At 60.6% G+C, this 26401-nt stretch carries 24 protein-coding genes; 20 read left to right on the top strand and 4 right to left on the bottom strand.

Going from position 1 to position 26401, the window contains the following annotated elements:
* The first annotated feature begins 37 nt into the window (after window positions 1-37).
* From mraZ to lpxC, 16 genes are all read left to right on the top strand, one after another.
* On the top strand, window positions 38-478 hold the full coding sequence (gene mraZ, locus A0251_RS10095; RefSeq protein WP_062816716.1) for a division/cell wall cluster transcriptional repressor MraZ: 441 nt from the start codon (window positions 38-40) through the stop codon (window positions 476-478).
* Window positions 478-1416, top strand: a complete 939-nt coding sequence (rsmH, locus tag A0251_RS10100) for a 16S rRNA (cytosine(1402)-N(4))-methyltransferase RsmH (RefSeq protein ID WP_062816717.1) — start codon at window positions 478-480, stop codon at window positions 1414-1416. Before mraZ ends, rsmH begins: the two co-directional genes overlap by 1 nt.
* Complete coding sequence (ftsL, locus tag A0251_RS10105) at window positions 1413-1679, top strand: cell division protein FtsL (RefSeq protein ID WP_062816718.1); 267 nt, start codon at window positions 1413-1415, stop codon at window positions 1677-1679. The genes rsmH and ftsL overlap by 4 nt, the downstream gene beginning before the upstream one ends.
* Complete coding sequence (locus A0251_RS10110) at window positions 1676-3397, top strand: penicillin-binding protein 2 (protein ID WP_062816719.1); 1722 nt, start codon at window positions 1676-1678, stop codon at window positions 3395-3397. Before ftsL ends, A0251_RS10110 begins: the two co-directional genes overlap by 4 nt.
* Window positions 3394-4866: a UDP-N-acetylmuramoyl-L-alanyl-D-glutamate--2,6-diaminopimelate ligase gene (locus tag A0251_RS10115; protein WP_062816720.1), complete on the top strand. Its 1473-nt coding sequence runs from the start codon at window positions 3394-3396 to the stop codon at window positions 4864-4866. Before A0251_RS10110 ends, A0251_RS10115 begins: the two co-directional genes overlap by 4 nt.
* Window positions 4863-6221, top strand: coding sequence for a UDP-N-acetylmuramoyl-tripeptide--D-alanyl-D-alanine ligase (gene murF, locus A0251_RS10120; RefSeq protein WP_062816721.1), 1359 nt, complete (start codon window positions 4863-4865; stop codon window positions 6219-6221). The genes A0251_RS10115 and murF overlap by 4 nt, the downstream gene beginning before the upstream one ends.
* The gene (mraY, locus tag A0251_RS10125) at window positions 6221-7303 is read left to right on the top strand and encodes a phospho-N-acetylmuramoyl-pentapeptide-transferase (protein WP_062816722.1); all 1083 of its coding nucleotides are present in this window, start codon (window positions 6221-6223) and stop codon (window positions 7301-7303) included. The genes murF and mraY overlap by 1 nt, the downstream gene beginning before the upstream one ends.
* 17 nt (window positions 7304-7320) lie before the next feature.
* A complete protein-coding gene (gene murD / locus A0251_RS10130) occupies window positions 7321-8646 on the top strand; it encodes a UDP-N-acetylmuramoyl-L-alanine--D-glutamate ligase (protein WP_062816723.1) in 1326 nt (441 codons plus the stop codon).
* Window positions 8639-9796 (top strand): putative lipid II flippase FtsW, encoded by a 1158-nt coding sequence (gene ftsW / locus A0251_RS10135; RefSeq protein ID WP_062816724.1) that lies wholly within the window; start codon window positions 8639-8641, stop codon window positions 9794-9796. Before murD ends, ftsW begins: the two co-directional genes overlap by 8 nt.
* Window positions 9793-10866: an undecaprenyldiphospho-muramoylpentapeptide beta-N-acetylglucosaminyltransferase gene (gene murG, locus A0251_RS10140; protein ID WP_062816725.1), complete on the top strand. Its 1074-nt coding sequence runs from the start codon at window positions 9793-9795 to the stop codon at window positions 10864-10866. The genes ftsW and murG overlap by 4 nt, the downstream gene beginning before the upstream one ends.
* Window positions 10856-12286 (top strand): UDP-N-acetylmuramate--L-alanine ligase, encoded by a 1431-nt coding sequence (gene murC / locus A0251_RS10145; RefSeq protein ID WP_062816726.1) that lies wholly within the window; start codon window positions 10856-10858, stop codon window positions 12284-12286. The genes murG and murC overlap by 11 nt, the downstream gene beginning before the upstream one ends.
* A complete protein-coding gene (locus A0251_RS10150; RefSeq protein WP_062816727.1) occupies window positions 12279-13202 on the top strand; it encodes a D-alanine--D-alanine ligase in 924 nt (307 codons plus the stop codon). Before murC ends, A0251_RS10150 begins: the two co-directional genes overlap by 8 nt.
* Window positions 13195-13968: a cell division protein FtsQ/DivIB gene (locus A0251_RS10155; RefSeq protein WP_062816728.1), complete on the top strand. Its 774-nt coding sequence runs from the start codon at window positions 13195-13197 to the stop codon at window positions 13966-13968. Before A0251_RS10150 ends, A0251_RS10155 begins: the two co-directional genes overlap by 8 nt.
* A 19-nt stretch (window positions 13969-13987) precedes the next feature.
* Entirely contained in the window at window positions 13988-15223 is a 1236-nt protein-coding gene (ftsA, locus tag A0251_RS10160) for a cell division protein FtsA (protein WP_062816838.1), read from the top strand.
* A gap of 125 nt (window positions 15224-15348) precedes the next feature.
* Window positions 15349-16515: a cell division protein FtsZ gene (ftsZ, locus tag A0251_RS10165; RefSeq protein WP_062816729.1), complete on the top strand. Its 1167-nt coding sequence runs from the start codon at window positions 15349-15351 to the stop codon at window positions 16513-16515.
* A 122-nt stretch (window positions 16516-16637) separates the two neighbouring features.
* Window positions 16638-17555: a UDP-3-O-acyl-N-acetylglucosamine deacetylase gene (lpxC, locus tag A0251_RS10170; RefSeq protein ID WP_062816730.1), complete on the top strand. Its 918-nt coding sequence runs from the start codon at window positions 16638-16640 to the stop codon at window positions 17553-17555.
* A gap of 96 nt (window positions 17556-17651) precedes the next feature.
* Here the strand turns inward: lpxC and A0251_RS10175 are convergent, their stop codons facing one another.
* On the bottom strand, window positions 17652-18110 hold the full coding sequence (locus A0251_RS10175) for a hypothetical protein (protein ID WP_062816731.1): 459 nt from the start codon (window positions 18108-18110) through the stop codon (window positions 17652-17654).
* A 100-nt stretch (window positions 18111-18210) separates the two neighbouring features.
* Between A0251_RS10175 and A0251_RS10180 the strand changes: the two genes are divergently transcribed.
* The 4 genes from A0251_RS10180 to A0251_RS10195 all read left to right on the top strand — a co-directional run bounded on the left by A0251_RS10180 (window position 18211) and on the right by A0251_RS10195 (window position 24481).
* Window positions 18211-19143 carry a peptidoglycan DD-metalloendopeptidase family protein gene (locus A0251_RS10180; protein ID WP_062816732.1) on the top strand — a complete coding sequence of 311 codons (933 nt, stop codon included), beginning with the start codon at window positions 18211-18213 and terminating at the stop codon, window positions 19141-19143.
* Window positions 19144-19360: 217 nt separating this feature from the next.
* Window positions 19361-22075, top strand: coding sequence for a preprotein translocase subunit SecA (secA, locus tag A0251_RS10185; protein ID WP_062816733.1), 2715 nt, complete (start codon window positions 19361-19363; stop codon window positions 22073-22075).
* Window positions 22076-22198: 123 nt separating this feature from the next.
* Complete coding sequence (gene argJ, locus A0251_RS10190) at window positions 22199-23401, top strand: bifunctional glutamate N-acetyltransferase/amino-acid acetyltransferase ArgJ (RefSeq protein ID WP_062816734.1); 1203 nt, start codon at window positions 22199-22201, stop codon at window positions 23399-23401.
* A 123-nt stretch (window positions 23402-23524) separates the two neighbouring features.
* A complete protein-coding gene (locus A0251_RS10195; RefSeq protein ID WP_062816735.1) occupies window positions 23525-24481 on the top strand; it encodes a Nudix family hydrolase in 957 nt (318 codons plus the stop codon).
* A 97-nt stretch (window positions 24482-24578) separates the two neighbouring features.
* Here the strand turns inward: A0251_RS10195 and A0251_RS10200 are convergent, their stop codons facing one another.
* The 3 genes from A0251_RS10200 to A0251_RS10210 form a co-directional block, all read right to left on the bottom strand.
* Complete coding sequence (locus tag A0251_RS10200) at window positions 24579-24770, bottom strand: DNA gyrase inhibitor YacG (protein ID WP_062816736.1); 192 nt, start codon at window positions 24768-24770, stop codon at window positions 24579-24581.
* Window positions 24771-24772: 2 nt separating this feature from the next.
* Entirely contained in the window at window positions 24773-25372 is a 600-nt protein-coding gene (gene coaE, locus A0251_RS10205) for a dephospho-CoA kinase (RefSeq protein WP_062816737.1), read from the bottom strand.
* Window positions 25373-25536: 164 nt separating this feature from the next.
* Window positions 25537-26349, bottom strand: a complete 813-nt coding sequence (locus A0251_RS10210) for an A24 family peptidase (RefSeq protein ID WP_062816738.1) — start codon at window positions 26347-26349, stop codon at window positions 25537-25539.
* Window positions 26350-26401 lie beyond the last annotated feature (52 nt).

The raw sequence follows: 26401 nt of genomic DNA on the forward strand, positions 1-26401 counted from the left end.
CGGGAAGGAACCAAACAATCGAGCATGAGGACGGCCAGTGTTTACTGGGAGCACATCACTCAATCTGGATGCCAAGGGGCGGCTCACCATGCCGACCCGCTATCGCGCTTCGTTAAACGAAGCCTGCGGCGGCCAGCTTGTGCTTACCCGTCACCCTTATGACGAATGTCTCGCGCTTTACCCCCGTGATGAATTTATGGAAACCGCCGGCAAGCTGTCTGCGCAGAGAGACTCCAGCCCGCAGGTACGCCAGTTGAAACGCCGTTTTCTTGGCCAGGCGGTTGAAATCGATATGGATAGCAATGGCCGGCTGCTGGTGCCGCCGGAGTTGAGGGCGGCGATCGGCCTGGAGAAGCAGGCCATGCTGATCGGTCAAATGCACCGTTTTGAAATCTGGAAAGCAGAAAGCTGGTTGGAAGAGGATGGCACCCTGGATCCGGAGGCATTGCCGGAAAGCGTCCAGGAGCTGTCTTTCTGATGACCGACAAAGGCGCGCAGTACGAACACCAGCCAGTCATGCTGGAAGAGGTACTGGATATGTGGTTCAGCCGTGGTGATGGATTTTATGTCGACGGCACCTTCGGGCGAGGGGGCCACAGTCGTGCGCTGCTGGAAAAACTGGATCGCCAGGGCCGCTTGGCCGGTATCGATCGTGATCCCCAGGCTGTTGCCGCAGGCGAGCAGTTGGCGTCGGAAGATGATCGTTTCCGGATAATCGCCAACCGCTTTGACTGCCTGCCCGAGGTGGTGGCCGAAGCCGGGCGACCCATTGATGGGCTGTTGCTGGATCTGGGTGTGTCGTCACCGCAACTGGATGATGCCGCCCGTGGTTTCAGCTTCCTGCGAGACGGGCCGCTGGATATGCGCATGGATCCCACTCGAGGGGAAAGCGTGGCGCAGTGGCTGGCCCGGGCCGAGGAGCAGGACATCGCCAATGTGTTGTACCGCTACGGCGATGAGCGTAAGTCGCGGCGAATTGCCCGGCGGATCTGTGAGGAGCGGGTGGAGCAGCCGATCACACGTACCTTGCAGCTTGCTGATCTGATCGAATCGGCCATCGGCCGTGGTGAGCCGGGCAAACACCCGGCCACGCGCAGTTTTCAGGCGTTGAGAATACATATAAACGGGGAGCTGGATGCGCTGAACAAAGTGCTCGAACAGTCCCTGGAGACGCTCGCCATCGGCGGGCGTCTCGCCATTATCAGCTTCCATTCTCTGGAAGACCGGATCGTGAAGCTGTTCATTCGCGATCACTCCGGCCGGGCACCCAAGGGGCGCGGTGGTTTGCCGTTGGGCGATGAAATGCCGCAGCGGCTGGAGCCGGTTGGCAAGGCCATTCGCGCCAGCAAGGCCGAGTTGAAAGTGAATGTGCGCTCGCGCAGTGCGGTACTGCGAGTGGCGGAGAAGGTGGCATGAGTGCCCCCTGGCTGATCCGCACCCTGGTGGTGCTGATCGTGATCTCCGCGCTGGCAGTGAGTTACAGCGTTCACGAGGCCCGTCGACTCACCGACGAGAGCCAGAAATTACAGCAGCAGCAGACTCGACTGGAAAGCCAGTGGAGTCAGTTGCTGTTGGAGCACAGCACCTGGGGCAGCTATGCACGGGTGGAGCGCCTGGCTCGCGAGGAGCTGGGAATGAAATTACCGAAAACCGATGAGAGAGTGCTGATCCGGCCATGAAACGCCAGGCTCGCAAGACACGGCAACCCAATCACCAGATGCGCTGGCGCTTTGTGCTGGGTTTCTGGTTGGTGTGTGCCTGTGTGTTGGTGGTGCGGGCGGTGGATCTGCAAGTGCTGCAGCATGATTTCCTTGCGCATCAGGGGGATATTCGCAATCTGCGTGTGGAGCCATTGGCGGCGCACCGGGGCGTGATTCGTGATCGAGATGGGCGCCCTCTGGCGGTGAGTACACCGGTGGTGACGCTTTGGGCCAATCCCCGTGAAGCCCTGGAGAATCAGGAGCAATGGACCCGGCTGGCGGGAAACCCGGTGCTCAGCCAGCAGGAGTTTGCCCGCAAGGTCCGTCGGCACGAATCCCGGGAATTCATCTATCTTGGCCGTGGCCTGGCGCCGGAAGCGGCCAAGGCGGTGCTCGATCTGAATATCCCCGGCATCCATTCGCTGACCGAATACCGCCGTTACTACCCGGCGGGCGAAGTGACCAGCCATGTGGTGGGGTTCACCAACATCGATGATCAGGGCCAGGAGGGGGTCGAGCTGTCCCTGGAGTCCCACCTGTCCGGCCAGTCCGGTCGCAAGAAGGTGGTGCGCGATCTGCTGGGTCGGGTGATCCAGGATATTGAAGTGCTGGAGCCGGCCCAGCCCGGTGAAGATGTGACGTTGAGTATCGACCTGCGTCTTCAGTATCTGGCGTACCGGGAGTTGCTGGGTGCCGTGCAGCAATTCAAGGCCAAGGGCGGTAGCGCGGTGGTGCTGGATGTGCGCACCGGCGAAGTGCTGGCCATGGTGAACCAGCCCGCTTACAACCCCAATAATCGTGGCAACCTGGATACCGCCGCGCTGCGTAACCGGGCGGTGACCGACCTGTTTGAGCCCGGTTCCACCATGAAGCCCTTTACCGTGGCGGCGGCCATGGAGATGGGCATGGTCACCCCGTCCACGACCATTAATACCCACCCGGGCACCATGCGTGTGGGCAGCAAGACCATCCGTGATCACCGTGATTACGGGATCATTGATATCACCACCGTGCTCACCAAAAGCTCGAATATTGGCACCAGCAAATTGGCGCTGGCCATGGAGCCGCTGGCATTGCCCACCTATCTGGAGCGTTTCGGGTTTGGCGAGGCGACCGCCATTGATTTTCCGGGTGAAAGCAATGGCATGCTGCCTTTGCGGAGCCACTGGCGGGACGTGGAGCGGGCCGCACTTTCCTATGGCTATGGTTTGAGTGTATCTGCGGTGCAGCTGGCACAGGCCTATGCGGTCATTGCCAATGATGGCGTCAAGGTGCCGTTGACCCTGAAGAAAGTGAAAGACAAACCTGCCGGGCAACAGGTGCTTGGCAAGCAGGTTGCCCGGCAGCTGGTGCAAATGCTGGAAACCGTAGTCAGCCAGGTGGGTACCGCCAGCCGCGCTCAAGTGCCGGGTTACCAGGTGGCCGGCAAAACCGGCACGGTGCACAAGGTGATTTCCGGTGGGTATGCGGATGACAGCTATATCGGTCTGTTTGCCGGCCTGGCGCCGGCCACGGATCCTCGTATTGTCACTGTGGTCGTCATCGATGATCCGCGTAGCGATGCCTACTATGGCGGCCTGGTTGCTGCACCGGCCTTTTCCCGCATCATGGGCGGGGTATTGCGGACCTTGCACGTGCCACCGGACAAGCCTGAAGGGCTGCTGGCCGGTGGCCCGGATACGGAGGATCGCTCATGATGCGCCTCCAGCAACTGCTCCCCGAGCACAACCTGCCTGCCCAAGTGGCAGGTCTTGCCATTTCAGGTCTGCAGCTGGACAGCCGTCGGCTCCAGTCCGGTGAGGCGTTTGTGGCCGTGCCCGGTGTGACCAGCGATGGCCGTCATTTCATCAGCCAGGCTATCAGTGCCGGTGCCGCCGTGGTGCTGGCGGACGCGGAGACCTTTTCCGTGGACCTGCAGGAAACTGTGCCGCGCGTGAATCTGCCCGGGCTGGCCCGGGGGGTGGCGGATCTGGCCGCGCGCTGGTTCGGCGAGCCGGCCAGCCGCTTGCGCATCACCGGTGTGACCGGCACCAATGGCAAGACCAGCATTTCCTGGTTCCTGCGCGATGCCCTGAACGCACTGGGTCACCGCTGTGCCCTGGTGGGCACCCTGGGGCTGGGGCTGAAAGGGCAGGAGCAGACCACGGGTCATACCACGCCGGACCCGATCACCCTGCAGGCCGGACTGGCAGCAGTCCGTGATGCCGGCGCCGATACCGTGGCCATGGAAATTTCTTCCCATGCCCTGGATCAGAACCGTCTCGGTGGCACCCTGGTCAGCACGGCGGTATTCAGCAATCTGAGCCGGGACCATCTCGATTACCACGGTGATATGGAATCCTACCTGGCCGCCAAGGCCATGCTGTTCACCCGAAAAGGGGTGCAGCTGGCAGTGATCAACTGTGATGATCCGGCGGCGCAGACCCTGATTGCCTGTCTGCCCAATGGCGTTCGATGCGTCACGTTCGGTAGCCAGCAGGGCGCTACCGTGCGCTGTGAGTCTCTGCAATACACGGCAGAAGGGATTACGGCCAAGCTGTTTGTTGGCGGCACGGTGGTGTCGTTGAGGCTGCCCCTGTTCGGTCATTTCAATCTCAGCAATGTCATGGCCGTGGCGGCCATCCTGCATGGCCAGGGTACGCCCGCCGAGGCGTTGAGTGGGGCGCTGGCTGCGATTACGCCCGTACCGGGGCGTATGGAACCGCTGCAGGCCGACGGCTGTCCGACGGTGATCGTCGATTATGCCCATACCCCGGATGGGCTGGAAAAAGCCCTCCAGGCATGTCGGGATCATTTCCCTGGCCGCTTGTTCTGTGTGATCGGCTGTGGCGGCGACAGGGATGCCGGCAAGCGTCCGCAGATGGCAGCGGTGGCGGAAACGTTTGCCGATAGCGTGGTGCTGACCAGCGATAACCCGCGCAGCGAAGACCCGCAAACCATTATTGACCAGATGCGTGCCGGCCTGACCGATGCGCAGGCGGTCCACGAAAACGTGGATCGTGCCGCAGCGGTACAGGAAACCGTCCACCGTGCCCAGCCAGGGGATGTGATTCTGCTGGCTGGCAAGGGCCATGAGGATTATCAGGAAATTAACGGCGTGCGTTACCCCAGTGATGACAGAGACCTTGCCCGCCAGGCGCTGACCGCCCGGGGAGGTGCCTCATGATGTGGTTGTCGCAGATCGCCCAGTGGACCGGTGGCACCCTGATCGGGGAAGACCGCAAAGTGAATGCGGTGGTCACCGACACCCGTGACATGGAGCCGGGCTGCCTGTTTGTGGCGCTGAAGGGTGAGCGTTTCGATGCCCATGACTTTCTCGCCCAGGCTGCCGACAGCGGCGCCGTCGCTGCCCTGGTGGACCGGGAGCAGAATGACTTTGCCAGTGCCGTGCAGGTAGTCGATACCCGCCTGGCGTTGGGGCGCCTGGCCAGCGGCTACGCGGATCAGTTTACCTCTGAGCGACTTGCGGTGACCGGCAATGCCGGCAAGACCACCGTCAAGGAAATGGCGGCGGCCATGCTGGGTGAGGGCACCCTGGCCACCCGTGGCAACTTCAACAATGACATCGGTGTGCCACTGACGTTGCTGCGTCTGTCCGGCGAGCACCGCTATGCGGTCATTGAGCTGGGCGCCAATGCCCCCGGTGAGATTGCCTGGACCAGTTCCCTGGCCAAGCCGAAGGTGGTGCTGGTGACCAATGTAACCGGCGCCCACCTGGAAGGATTTGGTTCCATGCAGGGTATCGCCAACGCCAAGGCGGAGATCTTTGGTGGTTGCCAGGCTGGCGGTCAGGCGATCATCAACAATGACGACAGTTTTGCTGATTTCTTTGCCGCTGAGGCTGAAAAGGCGGGCCTCCGCCTGATTCGTGTTGGCAGTCAGGCGCCGGCAGATCTGTATGCGGAGCATATCCAGCTCCATCAGGACCGGGTGGAATTTGTGCTGCAGCCGTTGGGCGAAGCGGTGACCGTTCCCCTGCCCGGAGCCCATCAGGTCAGCAATGCCCTGCTGGCCTGTGCCGCCGTTCGTGCCCTGGGGGTGAACCTGGGCCAGGTCCTGCCACGGCTGTCACAGCTGAAACCGGTGCCCGGGCGCATGAATCTGCATGCCCTGGCCGGCGGTGTGCTGGTGGATGACACCTATAACGCCAACCCCGGCTCCGTGCGTGTTGCCATTGACTGGCTGGCGGCCCAGCCGGCGCCGCAGATGCTGGTGCTGGGCGCCCTGGGCGAACTGGGGCCGCAGGCGGAGCAACTGGTCGAAGAGCTGGGTGGCTATGCCCGCCAGGCGGGGATCAGTGACCTGGTGGTGATGACCGGCGCCAGTGCCGCCGCCAAAGGGTTTGGTGACGGTGCCATGACGGCAGAAAACGATCAGCAGGCGGCAAGCTGGAGTGCCCCGGTTCTGCAACAGGGTGGAACCGTGCTGGTAAAAGGCTCACGTAGCGCCGGTATGGAAGCGGTGGTGCAGCGACTGATCATGGGCGCAGGCCCGCAAAAACCGGAACAGGGGGCACACTGATGTTGCTTTGGCTGGCCGAGCTTCTGGCAGAATTTCATAGCGGTTTCCTGGTGGTGCAGTACATTACCCTGCGCGGCATTCTCAGCGTACTGACGGCCCTGTTTATCGCTTTCTGGGTGGGCCCGATCATGATCCGCAAGCTGCAGGAAAAGCAGGTGGGTCAGGCCATTCGAGATGATGGCCCGAAGAGCCATCTGAGCAAGGCTGGCACCCCCACCATGGGCGGGGCGCTGATCCTCATTGCCATCGTCATCTCCACCCTGCTGTGGGCCGACCTGAGCAACCGCTTTATCTGGATCACCCTGGGTGTGCTGTTCGTCTTCGGTGCCGTGGGCTGGGTGGATGACTGGCGCAAGGTGGTGGAAAAGAATCCCCGCGGCCTGCCGGCCCGCTGGAAATATCTGTGGTTGTCCGTGGGTGCGTTGGGGGCAGCCTTTGCCCTGTACTTCACGGCCCAGAGCCCGGTGGAAACCCAGTTGATCGTGCCCTTCTTCAAGAATGTGGTCATCAATATGGGCTGGTTCTACATCGTGCTGACCTATTTTGTGATCAACGGCACCAGCAACGCGGTGAATCTGACCGATGGCCTGGATGGTCTGGCGATCATGCCGGCGGTATTGGTGGGCGGTGCCCTGGGCATCTTCGCCTATGCCGGAGGGCATGCGGAATTCGCGCCGTATCTGCAGATTCCCTATGTGGCCGGTGCCGGCGAGCTGGTGATCATTTCCGCCGCCCTGTGTGGTGCCGGTCTCGGATTTCTGTGGTTCAACGCCTATCCCGCCCAGGTATTCATGGGCGATGTGGGCGCGCTGGGCCTGGGCGCGGTACTGGGTGTGATGGCGGTGATTGTCCGTCAGGAAATCGTGCTGTTCATCATGGGCGGGGTGTTCGTGATGGAAACCGTCTCGGTGATGCTGCAGGTGGGGTCGTTCAAGCTCACCGGTCGGCGGGTGTTCCGTATGGCGCCGATCCATCACCACTTTGAACTGAAAGGATGGCCGGAGCCGAAGATCATCGTGCGCTTCTGGATCATCACCGTAATTCTGGTCCTGGTGGGTCTGGCGACCCTGAAAATCCGATAGGGGATTGAGTTAATTTTATGGCGAAAGACGGGTTTGATCTGGTCATTGGCCTGGGAGTTTCCGGGCGTTCCGTGATCCGTTATCTGACGGACCAGGGGATGCCTGTGCGCGCCTTGGACACCCGTGCCGAGCCCGCCGGCCTGGAGGCGCTGCGCGCCGAATTCCCCAATGTGAAAATTCATACCGGCGGTTTCAAGTCCGGCTGGATGAACAATGCCCGTCGCCTGATCGTCAGCCCCGGCGTGGCCGTGGCCACACCAGCCATTGCCGAGCAGGTCGTTGCTGGCAAGGAAGTGATCGGTGATGTGGAGCTGTTTGCCCGGGCCGCCAGCGAGCCGCTGGTGGCAATTACCGGTTCCAATGCCAAGAGTACCGTGACGACCCTGCTGGGGCAGGTGGCGGATGCCTGTGGCATGAATCCGGGCATTGGCGGCAATCTGGGCGTGCCAGCCCTGGAACTGCTGGACGACAAGGCCCGCCTGTATGTGCTGGAGCTGTCCAGTTTCCAGCTGGAAACCACCTACAGCCTGAGTGCGGAAGTGGCCACCATCCTCAATGTGTCCCAGGACCATCTGGATCGTTACGCCAGCTTTGCCGATTACGTGGCCGCCAAGCAGCGCATCTACGATGGCTGCCAGGTGGCAGTGTGGAACCGGGATGATCTGGCCACTCGCCCTCCTGCCGGGGTGGCGCGGCAGGTGACCTTCGGTGCTCACCCAGAGGCGGACTATCGGCTGGATAGTGAAACCGGGCAGCTGCAGTATCGGGGCGATACCCTGTTGTCCCTGTCCGAACTGGCACTTACCGGCCATCACAACGCCATGAATATTCTCGCCGTGCTGGCGATCAGCGATGCCCTGTCCCTGAACCGGGACAAGGCCCTGGCCACCGTGAAAGCCTTTACCGGTCTGCCGCACCGTTGCCAGCTGGTGGCTGAAGCAGGGGGCGTGCGCTGGTTCAACGATTCCAAGGCCACCAACGTGGGAGCTACCCTGGCGGCCCTGACGGGGATCGGTGAAAGCATTGAAGGCAAGGTGATCCTGATCGCCGGTGGTCAGGGCAAGGGGCAGGATTTCTCGCCGCTGGCGGAGCCGGCGCGACAGTACCTCCGTGCCGGTCTGTTGATGGGCGAAGATCGCAGCACCCTGGCCCAGGGCATGTCGGCGGCACCCTGTGAATTGGTGGCCGACATGCAGGCCGCGGTGACCCGGGCCCATGCCCTGGCACAGCCCGGTGATGCGGTGCTGTTGTCTCCGGCGTGCGCCTCTTTTGACATGTATTCCAGCTTTGTTGCCCGTGGCGATGATTTTTCCGCCCGGGCCCGGGAGGTGTGCCATGACTGAGCGCATGATCCTCAAGCTGGATAACCGGGGTCTGGACAAGCCCCTGATGTGGACGGCCATCCTGCTGGCTCTGGCTGGCCTGGTCATGGTTTCCTCGGCCAGCCTGCAGATCGCGGAAACCCGGCTGGGCGATCCGTTCTACTACGCCCTGCGTCATGGCATCTACCTGGCACTGGGCCTGGGGGCCGGGGCGTTTGTCTATTTCGCGGTACCGCTGGCGCTGCTGGAACGGCTCCGTTTCCTGATGCTGCCGGTGGCCCTGGTGGTGCTGGTGATGGTGTTTATTCCCGGGCTGGGACGGACCGTGAATGGTTCCACCCGCTGGATTGCCCTGCCGGGCCTGACCATTCAGGCCTCGGAAATCGTCAAACTGTGCTTTGTATTGTATCTGGCAGGCTATATCGCCCAGCGCAAGGCGGCTCTGGAAACCGAGTGGAAAGCCTTCCTGCTGCCGTTGGCGTTGCTGGGCGTGTTGACCGTGCTACTCCTGCTGGAGCCGGACTTCGGGGCCGTGGTGGTGCTGGGTATCACCGCCATGGGCATGCTGTTTCTTTCCGGTGTGCCGACCCTGCGCTTCCTGCTGATCGGCCTGGCTGCGGTGGCACTGGGTGCGCTGGTAGCGTTTGCCGAGCCCTACCGGGTGGCTCGTCTGATGACCTTCACCGATCCCTGGGCAGATCAATACGGTTCAGGGTACCAGCTGACCCAGAGCCTGATTGCCTTTGGCCGCGGGCACTGGAGCGGCGTGGGCCTGGGCAACAGTGTGCAGAAGCTGTTCTATCTGCCGGAAGCCCATACGGATTTTGTTTACGCGGTTATGGCGGAAGAGCTGGGGCTGCTGGGCAATCTTGCTCTGATCGGCGGCTTCGTGCTGCTGGGCTGGCGCGTGTTCCGGCTGGGTCACAGCCTGGAAACCCGCGGTCTGCTCTATCACGCCTATGTGGTCTACGGTTGCGCCTTTGTCATGTGCTCCCAGGTGTTCATTAATCTGGGCGTGAATATGGGGCTGCTGCCCACCAAGGGCCTGACCTTGCCGTTTATCAGTTATGGCGGTTCTTCACTGTTGATCTTCTCCGCCATGGTGGGCTTGATCCTGCGCGCCGGGTCAGAAGCCGAGCAGCTGAAAGCGAGAGGGAGGGCGGCACGATGAGTGGCACCATCCTGATCATGGCGGGCGGCACCGGTGGGCATGTGTTCCCGGCACTGGCAGTGGCGGATCAACTCCGTGAGCGCGGTTTCCGGATCCTCTGGCTGGGCGCCGAGAACGGCATGGAAGGCAAGCTGGTGCGCCAGTACGGCTATGAGATTGCCGAACTGGCGGTATCCCGGCTGCGTGGCGGCGGGCTCAAGCGCAAGCTTACCGCGCCGTTCAATCTGCTGCGTGCGGTCTGGCAGGCGCGCAACCTGATCAGCCAGCGTCAGCCCCTGCTGGCGGTGGGCTTTGGCGGTTTTGCCAGCGGCCCGGGTGGCCTGGCTGCGCGCCTGTGCAAGGTGCCGGTGGTGGTCCACGAACAAAATGCGGTGCCGGGGCTGACCAACCGGCTGTTGTCGAAAATGGCCACCGTCACCCTGGAGGGTTTCCGGGGAGCGTTCGGCTCCCAGAGCGCCTGTTGGGTGGGCAATCCGGTACGCGCCGAGATTGCCAATCTGGACGACCCGGCCCGTCGCTATGCCCAGCATCAGGGTGGCTTGCGGGTGTTGGTTCTGGGCGGCAGCCAGGGGGCCCTGGTGCTGAATCAGGATCTGCCGGAACTGCTGCTGGCCGTGCTGGGCCGGGAAATTCAGGTGCGTCACCAATGCGGTGCCGGTCGCACCGGGGAAGCCGCGCCGATTTACCAGGCGTTGGGCATGCAGGCCCGGGTGAGTGAATTTATTGACGACATGGCGGAAGCCTACGGCTGGGCGGATCTGGTGATCTGCCGGGCCGGGGCGCTGACCGTGGCGGAAGTAGCGGCCGCCGGTGTGGCGGCCCTGTTCGTGCCGCTGCCGAGTGCGGTGGACGATCATCAGACATTGAATGCCCGCTGGCTGTCAGACCGGGGCGCGGCCCTGTTGCTGCCCCAGCGGGACATGAGTGCCGCCAGCCTGGCGGGCACATTGAAACCGGTTGCAGAACGCGGGTTGCTGGCGCAAATGGCGCAGCGGGCTCGCGAGCAGGCCGTGGCCGACAGCGCCGAGCGCGCGGCCACGCTGTGTGAGGAGGTGGCCAATGGCCGATAACGACAACATCCATATCGTCCCCGAGATGCGGCGCATCAGCGGTATCCACTTTGTGGGTATCGGCGGCGTGGGTATGTGTGGCATCGCCGAGGTGCTGGCCAATCAGGGCTATGCCATCAGCGGTAGCGACATCAAGGAATCGGCGGTCGTAGAGCGCCTTCGTGGCCTGGGTGTGCGGGTGGAAATCGGTCACCGGGCAGAAAATATCGATGGCGCTGACGTGGTGGTAACGTCCACGGCGGTGACCACGGAAAACGAGGAAGTGGCGGAAGCCCATGCCCGCCGGATTCCGGTGGTGCCGCGGGCCCAGATGCTGGCTGAGCTGATGCGCTTCCGTCACGGCATCGCCGTGGCCGGGACCCACGGCAAGACCACGACGACGTCTATGACCGCGGCCATCATGGCAGAGGCGGGTATGGACCCCACCTTCGTGATTGGCGGGCGATTGAACAGCGCCGGCACTAATGCGCGGCTGGGGCAGAGCCGTTATCTGGTGGCGGAAGCGGATGAATCCGACGCCAGCTTCCTGCACCTGCAGCCCATGAGTGCCATCGTGACCAATATCGAAGCGGATCACATGCACACCTACGGCGGTGACTTTGCCCAGCTGGAGAACACCTTTATCGAGTTCCTGCACAACCTGCCGTTCTATGGCGTGGCAGTGATGTGTGTGGATGACCCGGTGGTGCGCAAGCTGCTGCCACGGGTCAATCGCCAGGTAATCCGTTACGGCTTCAGTGACGATGCGGATCTGCGTGCAGAGAACGTACAGCAGCAGGGTATGACCACGTCTTTCCGGGTGATCCGCAAGGAAGGTGAGCCGCTGGATGTGGTACTGCACATGCCCGGCAAGCACAACGTGCTCAATGCTCTGGCGGCCATCGCCGTGGCCGCCGATGAAGGCGCCAGCGATGAGGCCATCATTCGCGGCCTGAATAACTTTACCGGTGTTGGCCGTCGCTTTGATGTGCAAGGCGAATATTACTTCGACGGTGGCAGCGCGACCCTGGTGGATGACTATGGTCACCACCCCAGCGAAGTGGCTGTCACCATCGATGCCATCCGTGCCGGCTGGCCGGGTCGTCGTCTGGCCATGCTGTTCCAGCCCCACCGTTATACCCGTACCCAGGATCTTTACGAGGATTTCGTGGATGTGCTCTCCGGGGTGGATGTGTTGCTGATGCTGGAAGTGTATGGCGCCGGCGAAGACCCGATCCCCGGGGCCGATGCTCGCGCCCTGTGCCGCAGCATCCGCAAGCGTGGGCGAGTGGAGCCCGTATTCGTGGATGATCCGGCCAAGCTGGCCGACATTCTGGCCACCCAACTGCAGGACGGTGATCTGCTGGTGACCCAGGGCGCCGGCAATGTGGGAGCCATTGCAAAAGAACTGGCTGAACAGGGAGGCGCCAAGCGTGGATAAGGTGCTGCTGAAGAAGCAACTGGCCAGCGTTGGCCGGGTAGCGGTACTGGCCGGCGGCAATTCCGCCGAGCGCCCCGTGTCACTGAAAAGTGGTGCGGCGGTCCATCAGGCGCTGCGCAATCTGGGGCTGATCGCCGAGCTGGTGGACCCGGCACACAAGAGCGTGGATACCCTGAAAGGGTTTGATGCGGCCTTTATCGCCCTGCATGGCCGGGGCGGCGAAGACGGCGTTATCCAGGGCGTCCTGGAACACCTGGGCATCCCCTATACCGGTTCCGGGGTGATGGCCTCCGCCATCGGCATGGACAAGGTGCGCACCAAACAACTGTGGAAAGGCGCCGGCTTGCCAACCCCGGCGTTTTATGTGGCCGGCCGTAATGATATGGACCTGGGCTTTCCACTGATGATCAAGCCGGCCCATGAAGGCTCGTCCATTGGCATGGCCAAGGCGGATAACGCCGAGCAGCTGGCTCGGGCCCTGAAAGAAGCGGAAAAGTTTGATTCCGATGTGCTGGTGGAAGCCTGGGTGAACGGCCCGGAATACACCGTGGCCATCCTGGGTGACGAGCCGTTGCCGGCGATTCGCCTTAAGACACCCAATGCGTTTTATGACTTCGAAGCCAAGTACCAGTCCAACAGCACTGAATATTTGTGCCCGGCGGGGTTGGATGAGGCCGATGAGCAGGCCCTGCGCCAACTGGCTCTGACCGCCTTCCGGGTGGCGGGCTGCCGGGGCTGGGGCCGGGTGGATGTGATGCGTGACGAGCAGGGACACTGGCAGTTGCTGGAAGTGAACACGGTACCGGGAATGACCGATCACTCCCTGGTACCCATGGCAGCCAAGGCCGCCGGGCGGGATTTCGACACCCTGGTGGGGGAAATCCTGCTGGATGCGCTGGAACGGAGTGATGGCTAAGCAGGCCGTGACCCCGCGCGGGGCCCGCCGCAAGCCGGTGAAGAAAGCCGGCGTACCGCTCAGCGAGCGGTTGGCGGCAGCGGTGCCCTGGATGCTGGTAGGAACGGTGGCGGCGGTGTTGCTGGTCGGTGTGATCTATCTGCCGGCGGCACTGGATGGTTATCCGGTGCGCAAGGTGGGAGTGGATGGTGTCACCGATGTGCGCCGTCAGCAGCAGATCCAGACCGCCCTGGCGGCGCTGGTTCGCGACGAAAATTATTTTTCCGTGCCGCTGGAGGAAATCTATCAGCAGGCACAGGGCCTGAGCTGGGTGGAACGGGTTTCCGTTCGCCGGCAGTGGCCCGACACCGTGGTGCTGACCGTGGAAGAGCGGCGCCCGGTGGCGGTGTGGAATGACACCGTGCTGATCTCGGACAGCGGCGAGCCGTTCAAGGCGCTCAAGCAGTACGACCTGGCCGGATTGCCCCGGCTGAGCGGGCCGCAACAGCGGCTGGAAGAAGTGATGGGGTTCTATCACAGCATGGGCAAGATGCTGGCGGATGTGGACCTGGGTATTCGCAGTATGGAGGTCAACGCGCGACTGACCGCGCGACTGACCTTGAACAACGATATGCAGCTGGTGGTAGACCGTGAAGCGTACACCAGCAAATTGCGCCGCTTTGTGCGGCTCTATCGCGGTGTGCTGAGCACGGACAGCCGCCGGGTAACCCGGGTCGACCTGCGTTATGCCGATGGCATGGCGGTGACCTGGGGCGAGCAAAGCTAGTTTTAGGAGAATGGATGACATGGCAAACGCATCAGAAAACATGATTGTCGGACTCGACATTGGCACCTCCAAGGTGGTGGCCATCGTCGGTCAGTCATCCGCCGATGGCACCATGGAAATCGTCGGTATCGGCTCCCAGCCGTCCCGGGGGATGAAGAAGGGTGTGGTGGTGGATATCGAAGCCACCGTGCGCTCCATCCAGCGGGCGGTGGAAGAGGCCGAGCTGATGGCTGGCTGCCACATTCATACGGTGTATGCGGGCATCGCCGGTTCCCATGTGCGCAGCCTCAATTCCCACGGCATCGTCGCCATCCGCGACCGGGAAGTGGCCCAGGCAGATATCGACCGGGTGATTGACGCGGCACAGGCCGTGGCGATCCCGGCGGACCAGAAAACCCTGCATGTGCTGCCCCAGGAATATGTGGTGGACAACCAGGAAGGGGTGCGCGAGCCCATCGGCATGAGCGGTGTGCGCCTGGAGGCCAAGGTGCACCTGGTGACCTGCGCCGTGAACGCCGCCCAGAACATCGAGAAATGTGTGCGCCGCTGCAACCTGGAGGTCGATGACATAATCCTTGAGCAGTTAGCGAGTGCTCACGCCGTTCTCACTGAAGATGAGCGTGAACTGGGTGTCTGCATCGTGGATATCGGTGGCGGGACCACGGATATCGCCATCTTCACCGAAGGGGCCATCCGTCACACCGCCAACATTCCCATTGCCGGGGATCAGGTGACCAACGATATCGCCATGGCCCTGCGGACCCCCAAGCAGCACGCGGACGAAATCAAGATCAAGTACGCCTGCGCGCTGACCCAGCTGGCCGGTGCGGACGAAACCATCAAGGTGCCCAGCGTGGGCGACCGGCCGCCCCGTACCCTCAGCCGCCAGAATCTGGCCGAGGTGGTAGAACCTCGCTACGACGAACTGTTCACCCTGATCCAGGCCGAGCTGCGTCGCTCCGGCTTCGAGGATCTGATTCCCGGGGGCATCGTGCTCACCGGGGGCTCCTCCAAGATCGAGGGTGCGGTGGATCTGGCTGAAGAAATCTTTCACATGCCGGTGCGTCTGGGGTCCCCTCAGGGTATCTCCGGCCTCACCGACGTGGTCAGGAACCCGATCTATTCCACCGCGGTGGGCCTGCTGCTGTATGGCCAGCGCATGGAAAAAGACGGTACCAGTGCCCGCGCCCTTGCCGGTGGCGGGGAAGTGAACTGGGTAGAGCGTTTCAAAAACTGGTTCAAGGGCAACTTCTAGTTTCTCGGGCCGGTTAGCAGTTTTAGCGGAAGCGGCAGTTCCGGGCCGCGGCAACATCACCGGGACAATTCGACGTTAAATAACGTTCAAAGTAGTAACAGGGAAGCAATAACGGGAGATCAACCATGCAATTCAAACTGGAAGACAGCGTACCGCATGGCGCGGTCATTAAAGTGGTAGGTGTCGGTGGCGGCGGCGGTAACGCCGTGGATCACATGGTGCGTTCCGGTGTGGAAGGGGTGGATTTTATCTGCGCCAACACCGACGCCCAGGCACTGCGAAATGCCTCCTCCAAAACCGTGATTCAGCTGGGCAGCCAGGTGACCAAGGGGTTGGGTGCAGGCGCAAACCCGGAAATCGGTCGTCAGTCCGCCATGGAAGACCGTGACCGCATCGCCGAGCTGCTGGACGGTGCCGATATGGTATTCGTTACCGCCGGCATGGGCGGTGGCACCGGCACCGGTGCGGCACCGGTGGTGGCAGAAATCGCCAAGGAGCTGGGTATCCTGACCGTGGCGGTGGTGACCAAGCCGTTCCCCTTCGAGGGCAAAAAGCGCATGCGCTCCGCCCAGGAAGGTATCGAGGAGCTGAAAGAGCACGTTCACTCCCTGATCACCATTCCCAACGAGAAGCTGCAAGCGGTGCTCGGTGGTTCCACCAGCCTGCTGGATGCGTTCAAGGCGGCCAACGAAGTGCTGCAGGGGGCCGTAAAAGGGATTGCCGATCTGATCGTTCGCCCGGGCATGATCAACGTGGATTTCGCTGACGTGCGCACCGTGATGAGCGAAATGGGTACCGCCATGATGGGTACCGGTACCGCCAGCGGCGAAGGCCGGGCGGCAGAAGCGGCCCAGGCAGCCATTTCCAGCCCGTTGCTGGAAGATGTGGACCTGCGTGGCGCCCGCGGTATCCTGATCAATATCACCGCCAACGAGTCCATCGCCCTGGACGAGTTCTCTGAAGTGGGTGACATTGTCAGCGAGCTGGCCAGCGATGATGCCAACGTGATCATTGGTACTGCCATCGACCCGGATATGGGTGACAACATCAGCGTCACAGTGGTGGCCACCGGCCTGGGTGCTGCCCAGCAGGAACTAAAAGTGGTACGCGGTCGTCAGACCCCCGTTACCGCGGATGGCCGGGTGGACTACAACGACCTGGATCGCCCCGCCGTGGAGCGCAAACGCGCTGCCCAGCAGGCGGCCAGCGGCCGCGGTCAGCAGGCGGTGAACACCGCGGAAGATCTGGATTTCATTGATATCCCGACCTTTCTCCGTCGTCAGGCCGACTAACGGTCTGGCGGCCGGGTTGGCCGTAAAGGTGCAAAATCTGGGCATTGCAGTATAATTCGGCCCTAATTTTGTGTTGAGGAAAGCGGTATCCTGCAGGATACCCGCAGCTGTGTGACAGACTGATGATCAGACAACGAACGCTGAAAAACGTGATCCGCGCCACCGGCGTGGGGCTTCACACCGGCGAAAAGGTCTACATGACCGTGCGCCCGGCACCCGTGAATACCGGTATCGTGTTCCGGCGTGTGGACCTGGACCCGGTGGTGGAGATCAAGGCGTCAGCCGATGCGGTCCGTGAGACCACCCTGTCGTCGACCCTGGTTCAGGACGGCGTCAAGGTCGGTACCGTGGAGCATTTCCTGTCCGCCATGGCCGGGCTGGGCATCGACAACGCTTTCGTGGAGCTGTCTGCGCCGGAAATGCCGATTATGGATGGCAGTGCCGGTCCTTTCGTGTTCCTGCTGCAGTCTGCCGGCATCAAGGAGCAGGAAGCGGCCAAGAAGTTCATCCGCATCAAGAAGGAAGTGACGGTGCGTGAGGGTGACAAGTCAGCGACTTTTGTCCCCTTTGATGGCTTCAAGGTGACCTTCTCCATCGAATTCGATCACCCGGTGTTTGAAGAGCGCAACCAGGTGTCCAGCATCGATTTCTCCACGACCTCGTTCGTGAAGGAAGTGGCGCGGGCCCGGACGTTCGGTTTCATGCGCGATATCGAGTTCCTGCGCAGCCAGAATCTGGCGCTGGGCGGCAGTGTCGATAACGCCATCGTGGTGGATGAGTATCGCATCCTCAACGAGGACGGCTTGCGTTACGAGGACGAATTCGTCAAGCACAAGATGCTGGACGCCATTGGCGACCTGTATCTGCTGGGTCACAGCCTGATCGGCGAGTTTATCGGTCACAAGTCCGGTCATGCCCTCAACAATGCCTTGCTGCGCGAGATTCTCCGTCAGGAGGACTCTTACGAGGTGGTGACCTTCGAAGATGCCACCGACGCCCCGGTATCCTACATGCGACCGGTGTTGGCGGCGGCGGAGTAGTCATACTCGGCAGTACCGTTCAAACGTCGAAAAACCCTGTTGCCACCCGGCGGTTCTCCCGCCGCCGGGTGGTTTTTCGTTTATGGGACACGGGATTTATTCGGATTCCCCGCGGCTGGCCAGCCGTTGCAAGGAGGCCTTGAGGCCCTCGTCCTCAATGCTGTCCGCCAGATCTGCAATTTGCCTGGCACTTTCCCTGGCCAATCTGGGCTTGTCCTGTTGATTGGCACGAACATTGCTGCTTTGCATCTGGCGTTTGCCGCCGACCATGATCTTGATCTGCTGGCCGGGCAACGCCTGTTGTAGCTTCGGTAAATGAAAGCGCAGCAGCTGTGCGGTGGCGCTGGTTTCGGCAATGGCCAGCCAGCGCAGACTGTCTTCCTCCAGGGTGACACGCTCACGCAGGGCCGGTGGCAGGCAGTCCAGAGGGTCTGCCATAGCAGGAGTCTGCGAGTCATCACTGGCCGCTTTCCGGGCCTCCCGGGTCAGGCGGGAGAGGGTCGGGTTACCACTCAGCAGAGCGAGCAGGGCTTTGGGAGAAGTTGTCTTGCTCATGGGTTTTACTTAGACTAGCCTGCAATTGTAAAAAATAATCAAGAAAACCAGTGCAACTATTTGAATTATTTCATTTTTAGTCGGTGCGTTACACGAATCTATGAATATCTTAGTCATTAACAGCAAGCGTGGCCATTCGCGAACACTGCCGGTGCCCCGTCATTGGCCCTGGTTGCTGGCTGCTATGTTGGTGGTAGTGCCGCTGCTCTCGGGCGTTGGCGGTTACCTGCTGGTATCGCAACTCAGCGAGCAACCTGAGTATACGCCAGTAATGACCGAACGTTTCTCCACCCATCTGGAGGAACAGCAGAAAGCCCTGGAATCGCTGGATCGTCTCAGCCAGGAACAATTCCGGGCGCTGACCCTGAAACTGGCCCAGGCCCAGGCCCGCCTGGTGCGACTGGATGCGTTGGGCGAGCGGTTGGTGGAAGTGGCGGATATTGATGGCGATGAATTTGATTTCAGCACCGTGCCAGGGCTGGGTGGGCCGGAAGGCTCGGAAGAGGGTGCCAGCTACGAATTGCCGTCCTTTATGGAAGCCGTGAACCAGATGGCGGAGACCCTGGAGCGTCGGGAGCGTCAGCTGGAAATTCTCGAAAACCTGTTGGCCGGCAAGCAGATTGAAGATCAGACCTATCTTTCCGGTCGTCCGCTGGCCAAAGGCTGGATGTCCAGCCGTTTCGGGCGCCGTTCGGACCCGTTCACCGGCCGCGTTGCCTGGCACAAAGGGGTGGACTTTGCCGGCAAGGAAGGGACACCGATTATTGCCACCGGCGCCGGCGTGGTCACCTACTCCGGTGATCGCTCAGGCTATGGCCTGATGGTGGAAATCAATCATGGCAATGGTATCTCTACCCGCTACGGTCATGCCAAGGAGCTCTTGGTAGACGCCGGGGAGATTGTCCGCACCGGGGATGTGATCGGCAAAGTGGGCAGTTCCGGCCGCTCCACCGGGCCGCACATTCATTATGAAGTGCTGAAAAATGGCACTCAGGTGAACCCCCAGCCTTATATTTACCGTGCGCGACGCTAACCGGATCGCTCCAAACGGCCCCTTGCGGGGCCGTTTTTCGTTCCGGGCCCTTGATAACCGGGAATACCACCTTATCTCTTCAATCTATTGTGTTTAGAATGGCTAACCTTTTCTTGCCAGAGTCCGTTGTGACGCTGCCGTCGGAGCCATGCGAGCATGGCAACGCTTGGCAGGCTGCCGACTTTATGGCCTGACTGTTTACTGAACCGGAAGTTGTATGCTGGGTACCATCGTAAAAAAAATCATCGGCACCAAGAATGATCGTGAGCTGAAACGCATGGGCAAGTTGGTCGAAACGATCAACAGCCACGGGGAAGCGCTGGCACAGCTCAGTGATGCGGACCTGCAACTCAAGACCCGCGAATTTCGTCAGGCCTTCCAGGACGGCAAGACTCTGGATGAATTACTGCCTGAAGCCTTTGCCGTGGTTCGTGAGGCGTCCACCCGGGTCATGGGCCTGCGCCATTTTGACGTCCAGATGGTCGGTGGTATTGCCCTGCATGAGGGGCGGATTTCCGAGATGCGCACCGGTGAGGGTAAAACCCTGACCGCTACCCTGGCAGCCTATTTGAATGCCCTGTCCGGTGAAGGTGTGCACGTGGTCACCGTGAATGATTATCTGGCCGAGCGGGACGCCAACTGGATGCGTCCCTTGTACGAATTTCTGGGTCTCAGTGTCGGCGTCATTCTTTCCCAGCAGCCCACGGACCAGAAACGGGAAGCCTACGCCGCTGATATAACCTACGGCACCAACAACGAGTATGGCTTTGATTACCTCCGGGACAACATGGCGTTCCGGCTGGAGGATCGGGTTCAGCGTAGTCTCAACTACGCCATTGTCGATGAAGTGGATTCCATCCTGATTGATGAATCCCGTACTCCGCTGATCATTTCCGGTCCGGCGGCGGATTCTTCCGAATTGTACGTGGCCGTGAACCGCTTGATGCCCAGTCTGTCCGCACAGTCCGAAGAGCAGGACGGCGACTTCTTTGTTGATGAGAAGCAGCGTCAGGTGGAGCTGACTGAAGACGGGCATCAGAAAATCGAGGCCCTGCTGGTCAGTAATGGTCTGCTGGAACAGGGCGAGAGCCTGTATGCGGCGCACAATCTGGCATTGTTGCACCATGTGCATGCTGCCCTGAAAGCCCATGCCCTGTTCCATGTGGACCGTGACTACATTGTGCAGAACAATCAGATTGTGATTGTTGATGAGCACACCGGCCGTACCATGCCCGGTCGTCGCTGGTCCGAGGGCATTCACCAGGCCATCGAGGCCAAGGAAGGGGTGAATATCCAGCAGGAAAACCAGACGCTGGCCTCGACCACGTTCCAGAATTATTTCCGTCTCTATAACAAGCTGGCGGGCATGACCGGTACGGCGGATACCGAAGCCATGGAGTTCCGCCAGATTTACGGCATGGACGTGGTGGTGGTCCCCACCAATCGGCCCATGGTGCGGGTGGACGCCAATGATCTGGTGTATCTGACCCTGGAAGAAAAATTCGACGCCATCGTCAAGGAAATCACCGAAGCCGTTGCCAAGGGCGCGCCCGTGTTGGTGGGTACCGCCACCATCGAAGCCTCCGAGTATCTTTCCAAGCGCCTGAAGAAAGACAAGATTGCCCACGAAGTACTGAACGCCAAGTTCCACCAGCGCGAAGCGCAGATCATTGCCCAGGCGGGTCGTCCCGGCGCAGTGACCATCGCCACCAATATGGCGGGTCGGGGTACCGACATCATGCTTGGCGGTAATCCGGAAGAACAAATCAAGCACATGGATACCCCCTCGGACAGCGAGGCGGAAAAAATCCGTGCCGAGTGGCAGGCCAACCATGACAAGGTCATGGAAGCGGGCGGCCTGCATATCATCGGTACCGAGCGTCATGAATCCCGTCGGATTGATAACCAGCTTCGGGGTCGTGCCGGCCGTCAGGGGGATCCGGGTTACACCCGTTTCTTCCTGTCCATGGAAGACGATCTGATGCGTATCTTCGCTTCCGACCGGATCCGCAATATGATGCGCTCGCTGGGGCTTGAGAACGGTGAGGCCATCGAGCATCGCTGGGTGACACGTGCCATCGAGAATGCCCAGCGCAAGGTGGAAGGGCGCAATTTCGATATCCGCAAAAATCTGCTGGAATACGACGATGTGGCCAACGACCAGCGTCGGGTTATCTACACCCAGCGTGACCAGATCCTGGAAACCGAGGATCTGCGAACGTCCGTGGAAGGCATTCGTTATGATGTGGTGACCGAGCTGGTGCACAGTTATCTGCCTCCGGGTTCTGTGGAAGACCAGTGGGATGTGCCGGGCCTGGAGAAAACCCTGGAAGCGGAATTCCAGTGTAATGCGCCGGTTGGCCAGTGGCTCAGCGAAGACAACCAGATGCATATCGATGGGGTCATCGAGAAGCTGGTGGAAACCCTGGAGCAGGACTACCTGCGCAAGGAACAGGAGATCGGTGTCGAGGATCTGCGCAAGATCGAGAAGCACCTGATGCTGCAGATTCTCGACCGTCACTGGAAAGAGCATCTGGCCAATATGGATCATCTGCGTCAGGGGATTCATTTGCGTGGTTACGCCCAGAAAAACCCCAAGCAGGAATACAAGAAAGAGTCTTTCGAACTGTTCCAGGGGCTGCTTAACCAGATCCAGCATGAGCTGATCCGTGTTCTGCACAGCTTCCAGGTGCGTCGTGATGACGAAGTAGAGCGCCTTGAGCAACAGCGCCAGGAAGAAGCCCGCCGGCAGGCTGAAAAAATGAAAATGCAGGCGGCTCCCGAACCGGGCACTGATGGAACCGCCGGTGAGAGTGACCAGGCAGGGGCCCCGAAGACAGTGGTACGAGAGGGGCGAAAGGTAGGTCGCAATGAACCTTGCCCCTGTGGCTCGGGCAAGAAATACAAGCAGTGCCACGGCAAGATTGAATAGAGTCTAGCTACGAGCTTCCAGCGACGAGAAATACAAAAGCACCGGTTTTCACCGGTGCTTTTCGTTATTATGGCTAGTAGCTCGTCGCTTAAAGCTAGTAGCTGAATTTTCAAGGAATGGGTTATGACACAGACAGAATGGTTGCCTGTCCCCGGTATCCGTCTTGCGGCTGTTGAGGCTGGTATCAAGAAGGCTAACCGGAAGGATCTGGTATTGCTGGAATTGGCCGAAGGCAGTCGTGTCAGTGGTGTTTTCACCCTGAATCGTTTCTGTGCTGCGCCGGTGCAGGTGGCAAAAAGTCGTTTGGCCGCAGAAGCCCCCAAGTACCTGATGATCAACACCGGCTATGCCAATGCGGGTACCGGTAAAAAGGGGATGGAAAACTGTCTGGCCAGTTGCCGCCTGTTGGCCGAGGCGGCGGGTTGTCGTGAAGATCAGATCCTGCCGTATTCCACCGGGGTGATCGGTGAGCAGTTTCCGTTACCGGCATTTGAAAAAGGTCTTCCCAATGCTCTGGCCGTGCTGGATGAGCATCACTGGGGACGGGCGTCGGAAGGCATCATGACCACCGATACCTACCCCAAGCTTACCAGTCGTCGCGTGGAGATCGACGGTGTGCCGATCACCGTTACCGGTATGGCCAAGGGCTCGGGCATGATCAAGCCGAACATGGCCACCATGCTGGGTTTTATCGCCACCGATGCGCCCATCGCCAAACCTCTGTTGGACCAGTGGGTGAAAACCCTGGCAGACAAGTCTTTTAACCGGGTCACGGTGGACGGCGACACCTCCACCAATGATGCCTGTATGCTGATCAGCACGGCTACGGCGCAGATGCCTGAGATTCAGGCGCTGGATGATCATAGCCAGTTGCTGTACCAGGTCCTGGAAAGTGTGTTCGTGGAACTTGCCCAGGCACTGGTGCGCGATGGAGAAGGCGCCACCAAGTTTGTGGCAATTACCGTGGCCGGTGCCGCCAGCGAATCCGATGCCCGGACCGTGGCGGAGACCATTGCCCATTCTCCTCTGGTAAAGACGGCGCTGTTTGCCTCAGATCCCAACTGGGGCCGTATCCTGGCTGCCATTGGCCGGGCTCCTATTGCGTCCCTGGACGTGGACAAGGTCAGCGTCTGGCTGGACGATCTGCTGTTGGTAGAGCAGGGCGGCGTGGCGGACAGCTACGAAGAGGCGAAAGGGGCCGAAGTGATGGCCAAGCCGGAGATCCACATTCGTGCGGACCTGGCCAGTGGCGATGCCGAGTGCACTGTGTGGACCTGTGATTTCAGCTACGACTACGTGAAGATCAACGCGGAATACCGCACATAATCTGAATGCCCGACGAATCACCGCTGTAGGAGCTATGCTCGCAAGGCGAACCGGCTCGCGACGTTCATCCGTTGTTGCGCCTGCGCGCATGGCACTTCCGAGGCTCCCCAAGAAACGTTGTTTATGACCGAAGCCACCACCCCCGCCATCACCGTCGTTGCCGCCATCATCCGCGGCAACGACGGTCGTATCTGCCTGAGCAAACGTCCGGACCACAAGCATCAAGGGGGGTGCTGGGAGTTTCCTGGCGGCAAGGTAGAGCCGGGAGAGTCACTGTCGGTGGCCCTGGCCCGGGAGCTGGAGGAGGAACTGGGCATGCAGGCGGCGATTTCCTCTCCGTTCATGACGATTGCCCACCAGTACGAGGATTTGCACGTCACCCTGCATTTTCGCGATGTCACCGCCTGGCAGGGTGAGCCTTCGGGCCGTGAAGGCCAGCCGGTGCGCTGGTTCGAGATTGCCGAGTTGCCGACGCTGGAATTTCCGGCGGCGAACCGGCCGGTGGTGACGGCAATAACATTGCCTGCCCGCCTTGCCATCGCGCCGGATAACCAGGATCTCGACGCTCTCAAGGTGGGCATCAATCGTCTGGATGCCGCTTCCACGGGGTTGTATCTGCGCCAGTGGAGCGAGCATGCGGCACTGCCGGAGCTCCTGGAGCTGTGCCGGAAGAAGGGTATCAAGGTATGGTTGCGGGCTTTATCCGCAAAATGGATGGAACAGGCATCCTTGCAGGGTGTCTTCGGGCTGCACCTGCCCGAATCGGTATTGATGGATTGCCGGGAGCGACCGGGTTTTCCCGGTGTGGTATCGGCGGCCTGCCACAGCCGGGACGCCCTGGCAAAGGCGGTGTCTCTGGAGCTAGATATGGTACTGGTTTCCCCGGTAGAGACCACCGCCAGTCATCCGGATCGTCCCCCTCTGGGTTGGCAGCAAGCAGGGCAGTGGATTACCGGGTTGCCGCTGGGCTGCTATGGGTTGGGCGGTGTCTCGCCAGCGGATCTGGAAAAGGCCCGCCAGCATGGTGCCGTTGGCGTGGCGGGAATTCGTGCCTTCTGGCCGGGCTCAGTGGCACCCTAGGGTAGGCGTTGGCTTACGCCCCTGTTAGAGAAAGAGGCACGGGTTTATTCGCACTGCTGCACGAGCAGCCCAATCCGCAGCTTATCCCGTCAGACGATCAAAACTCTTCGAAATCCCCGGGTGCATTGTCATCACCGGGAATTGCATGGCGCTCCGCCGCCCAGTCGCCCAGATCAATCAGTTTGCAACGTTCGGAACAGAAAGGGCGCCAGGGGTTATTGTCCCAGCGGGTAAGCGATTTGCATTGGGGACAGGGATAGGTACGGGTGGTGTTATCGGTATCAGACATGTTCAGAGTGCGTTGGCCATTTTTAGATAGCGTTGATGCAGGTCTGTGAGTTGCTCATGAAATGCCTGCAGCGACCCGTGATTCTCAATCACATCGTCGGCCTGGTCCAGGCGTTTGGTCCTTTCCATCTGGGCTTTCATGATGGCGGCAACCTGGTCTTCAGGAACATGGTCGCGGGCCATGGTGCGCTGCACCTGCAGTTCTGCGGGGGCATCAACCACCAGAATACGATCCACCAGGTTTTTCTGGCTGGTTTCCAGCAGTAGCGGGGAAACCAGGACGGTATAGGGGGACTGGCTGGCCGTAATCTGTCGTTTCAGCTCTTCCCCGATGGCCGGGTGAGTAATGCCTTCAAGAACTTTCAGTGCGCTCGCGTCCGCAAACACGATTTCGCGCAGGGCGCGGCGGTCAAGGGCGCCTTCCTCAGTGAGAACATGCTCACCAAAATGCTCGGCGATACGCTCTAGCGCGGGCTGGCCTGGTTCTACCACCACCCGGGACGCCAGATCTGCATCGACAATGGTAATGCCCTGTTGGGCCAGGAAATCCGTGGCGGCGGTCTTGCCGCTACCAATGCCACCAGTCAGGCCGACTACGAACATAGGGGGGAACTCCGAATTCAACACAGTCAATTAACGGATGGCTGTGATGCAATAGCTTATTGGGGGAAGAGTTGACAGTTGATAGTGGACAGTTGACAGCGAAAGCTCAAACTCGTCCAAGCTTTAGGTTTTGCTTTTAGCTGTCAATTATCAATTGTCCACTGTCAACTGATCTTAAACATCCCCAGATACGAACTGACGATGGTATCGCCCCACAGCAAGGCAATCCAGCCGGCGGCGGCCAGATAGGGGCCGAAGGGGATCTGGGTGCGTTTTTCACCACCGAACAGCGTCGCGAGAAGGGTAAACACCAGTCCCACCACGGAAGACAACAGGATAATCAGCGGGAGATATTGCCAGCCCGTCCAGGCCCCCAGGGCGGCCAGCAACTTGAAATCACCGTAGCCCATCCCTTCCTTGCCGGTGAGCAGCTTGAACAGCCAGTACACGCTCCACAGGGAAAGATAGCCCGCCATGGCGCCAGCCACCGCATTGGGCAGGGATACCGGTGATACCCCTAACAGCGCTGCCAGCAGGCCGGCCCACAGCAGCGGATAATTCATGCTGTCTGGCAGCAGGGTGGTATCCGCATCAATCATGGCCGCTGCGAGCAGGGTCCAGGTGGCAAACAGCATAAAGAGCAACCAGGGGCCGTAACCGAAATGCCAGGCACACAGACCGGCAAGCAGACCACTGGTCAGCTCAATAACCGGATAACGCTTGCTGATTGGCGTATGGCACTCTCTGCATTTGCCTTTCAGCACCAGCCAGCTAATGACCGGGATATTCTCGTACCAGGTAATGGCATGGTTACACTTGGGGCACCGGGAGCGGGGGGTGACCAGATTGAAAATCTCGCCATCCTCCTCCGGGGGAAGCTCCAGAATTTCCCGGGCCTCCTGCTTCCAGCCGCGCTCCATCATTACCGGCAGACGGTAAATCACCACGTTAAGAAAGCTGCCGACCAACAGGCCCATAAAGACACAGAGCCCAACCAGAAGGGCTGGGCTTGTGGAAAGAAGATGAACA

Source organism: Alcanivorax sp. NBRC 102024, from assembly GCF_001602235.1.
GTDB lineage: Bacteria > Pseudomonadota > Gammaproteobacteria > Pseudomonadales > Alcanivoracaceae > Alcanivorax.

What these genes read in the sequence shown, in the direction of transcription:
- rsmH (WP_062816717.1), top strand. Translation starts at nt 478, where the DNA reads ATGACCGACAAAGGCGCGCAGTACGAACACCAGCCAGTCATGCTGGAA.
- ftsL (WP_062816718.1), top strand. Translation starts at nt 1,413, where the DNA reads ATGAGTGCCCCCTGGCTGATCCGCACCCTGGTGGTGCTGATCGTGATC.
- A0251_RS10110 (WP_062816719.1), top strand. Translation starts at nt 1,676, where the DNA reads ATGAAACGCCAGGCTCGCAAGACACGGCAACCCAATCACCAGATGCGC.
- A0251_RS10115 (WP_062816720.1), top strand. Translation starts at nt 3,394, where the DNA reads ATGATGCGCCTCCAGCAACTGCTCCCCGAGCACAACCTGCCTGCCCAA.
- murF (WP_062816721.1), top strand. Translation starts at nt 4,863, where the DNA reads ATGATGTGGTTGTCGCAGATCGCCCAGTGGACCGGTGGCACCCTGATC.
- mraY (WP_062816722.1), top strand. Translation starts at nt 6,221, where the DNA reads ATGTTGCTTTGGCTGGCCGAGCTTCTGGCAGAATTTCATAGCGGTTTC.
- murD (WP_062816723.1), top strand. Translation starts at nt 7,321, where the DNA reads ATGGCGAAAGACGGGTTTGATCTGGTCATTGGCCTGGGAGTTTCCGGG.
- ftsW (WP_062816724.1), top strand. Translation starts at nt 8,639, where the DNA reads ATGACTGAGCGCATGATCCTCAAGCTGGATAACCGGGGTCTGGACAAG.
- murG (WP_062816725.1), top strand. Translation starts at nt 9,793, where the DNA reads ATGAGTGGCACCATCCTGATCATGGCGGGCGGCACCGGTGGGCATGTG.
- murC (WP_062816726.1), top strand. Translation starts at nt 10,856, where the DNA reads ATGGCCGATAACGACAACATCCATATCGTCCCCGAGATGCGGCGCATC.
- A0251_RS10155 (WP_062816728.1), top strand. Translation starts at nt 13,195, where the DNA reads ATGGCTAAGCAGGCCGTGACCCCGCGCGGGGCCCGCCGCAAGCCGGTG.
- ftsA (WP_062816838.1), top strand. Translation starts at nt 13,988, where the DNA reads ATGGCAAACGCATCAGAAAACATGATTGTCGGACTCGACATTGGCACC.
- ftsZ (WP_062816729.1), top strand. Translation starts at nt 15,349, where the DNA reads ATGCAATTCAAACTGGAAGACAGCGTACCGCATGGCGCGGTCATTAAA.
- lpxC (WP_062816730.1), top strand. Translation starts at nt 16,638, where the DNA reads ATGATCAGACAACGAACGCTGAAAAACGTGATCCGCGCCACCGGCGTG.
- A0251_RS10175 (WP_062816731.1), bottom strand. Translation starts at nt 18,110, where the DNA reads ATGAGCAAGACAACTTCTCCCAAAGCCCTGCTCGCTCTGCTGAGTGGT.
- A0251_RS10180 (WP_062816732.1), top strand. Translation starts at nt 18,211, where the DNA reads ATGAATATCTTAGTCATTAACAGCAAGCGTGGCCATTCGCGAACACTG.
- secA (WP_062816733.1), top strand. Translation starts at nt 19,361, where the DNA reads ATGCTGGGTACCATCGTAAAAAAAATCATCGGCACCAAGAATGATCGT.
- argJ (WP_062816734.1), top strand. Translation starts at nt 22,199, where the DNA reads ATGACACAGACAGAATGGTTGCCTGTCCCCGGTATCCGTCTTGCGGCT.
- A0251_RS10195 (WP_062816735.1), top strand. Translation starts at nt 23,525, where the DNA reads ATGACCGAAGCCACCACCCCCGCCATCACCGTCGTTGCCGCCATCATC.
- A0251_RS10200 (WP_062816736.1), bottom strand. Translation starts at nt 24,770, where the DNA reads ATGTCTGATACCGATAACACCACCCGTACCTATCCCTGTCCCCAATGC.
- coaE (WP_062816737.1), bottom strand. Translation starts at nt 25,372, where the DNA reads ATGTTCGTAGTCGGCCTGACTGGTGGCATTGGTAGCGGCAAGACCGCC.
- A0251_RS10210 (WP_062816738.1), bottom strand. Translation starts at nt 26,349, where the DNA reads ATGGGCCTGTTGGTCGGCAGCTTTCTTAACGTGGTGATTTACCGTCTG.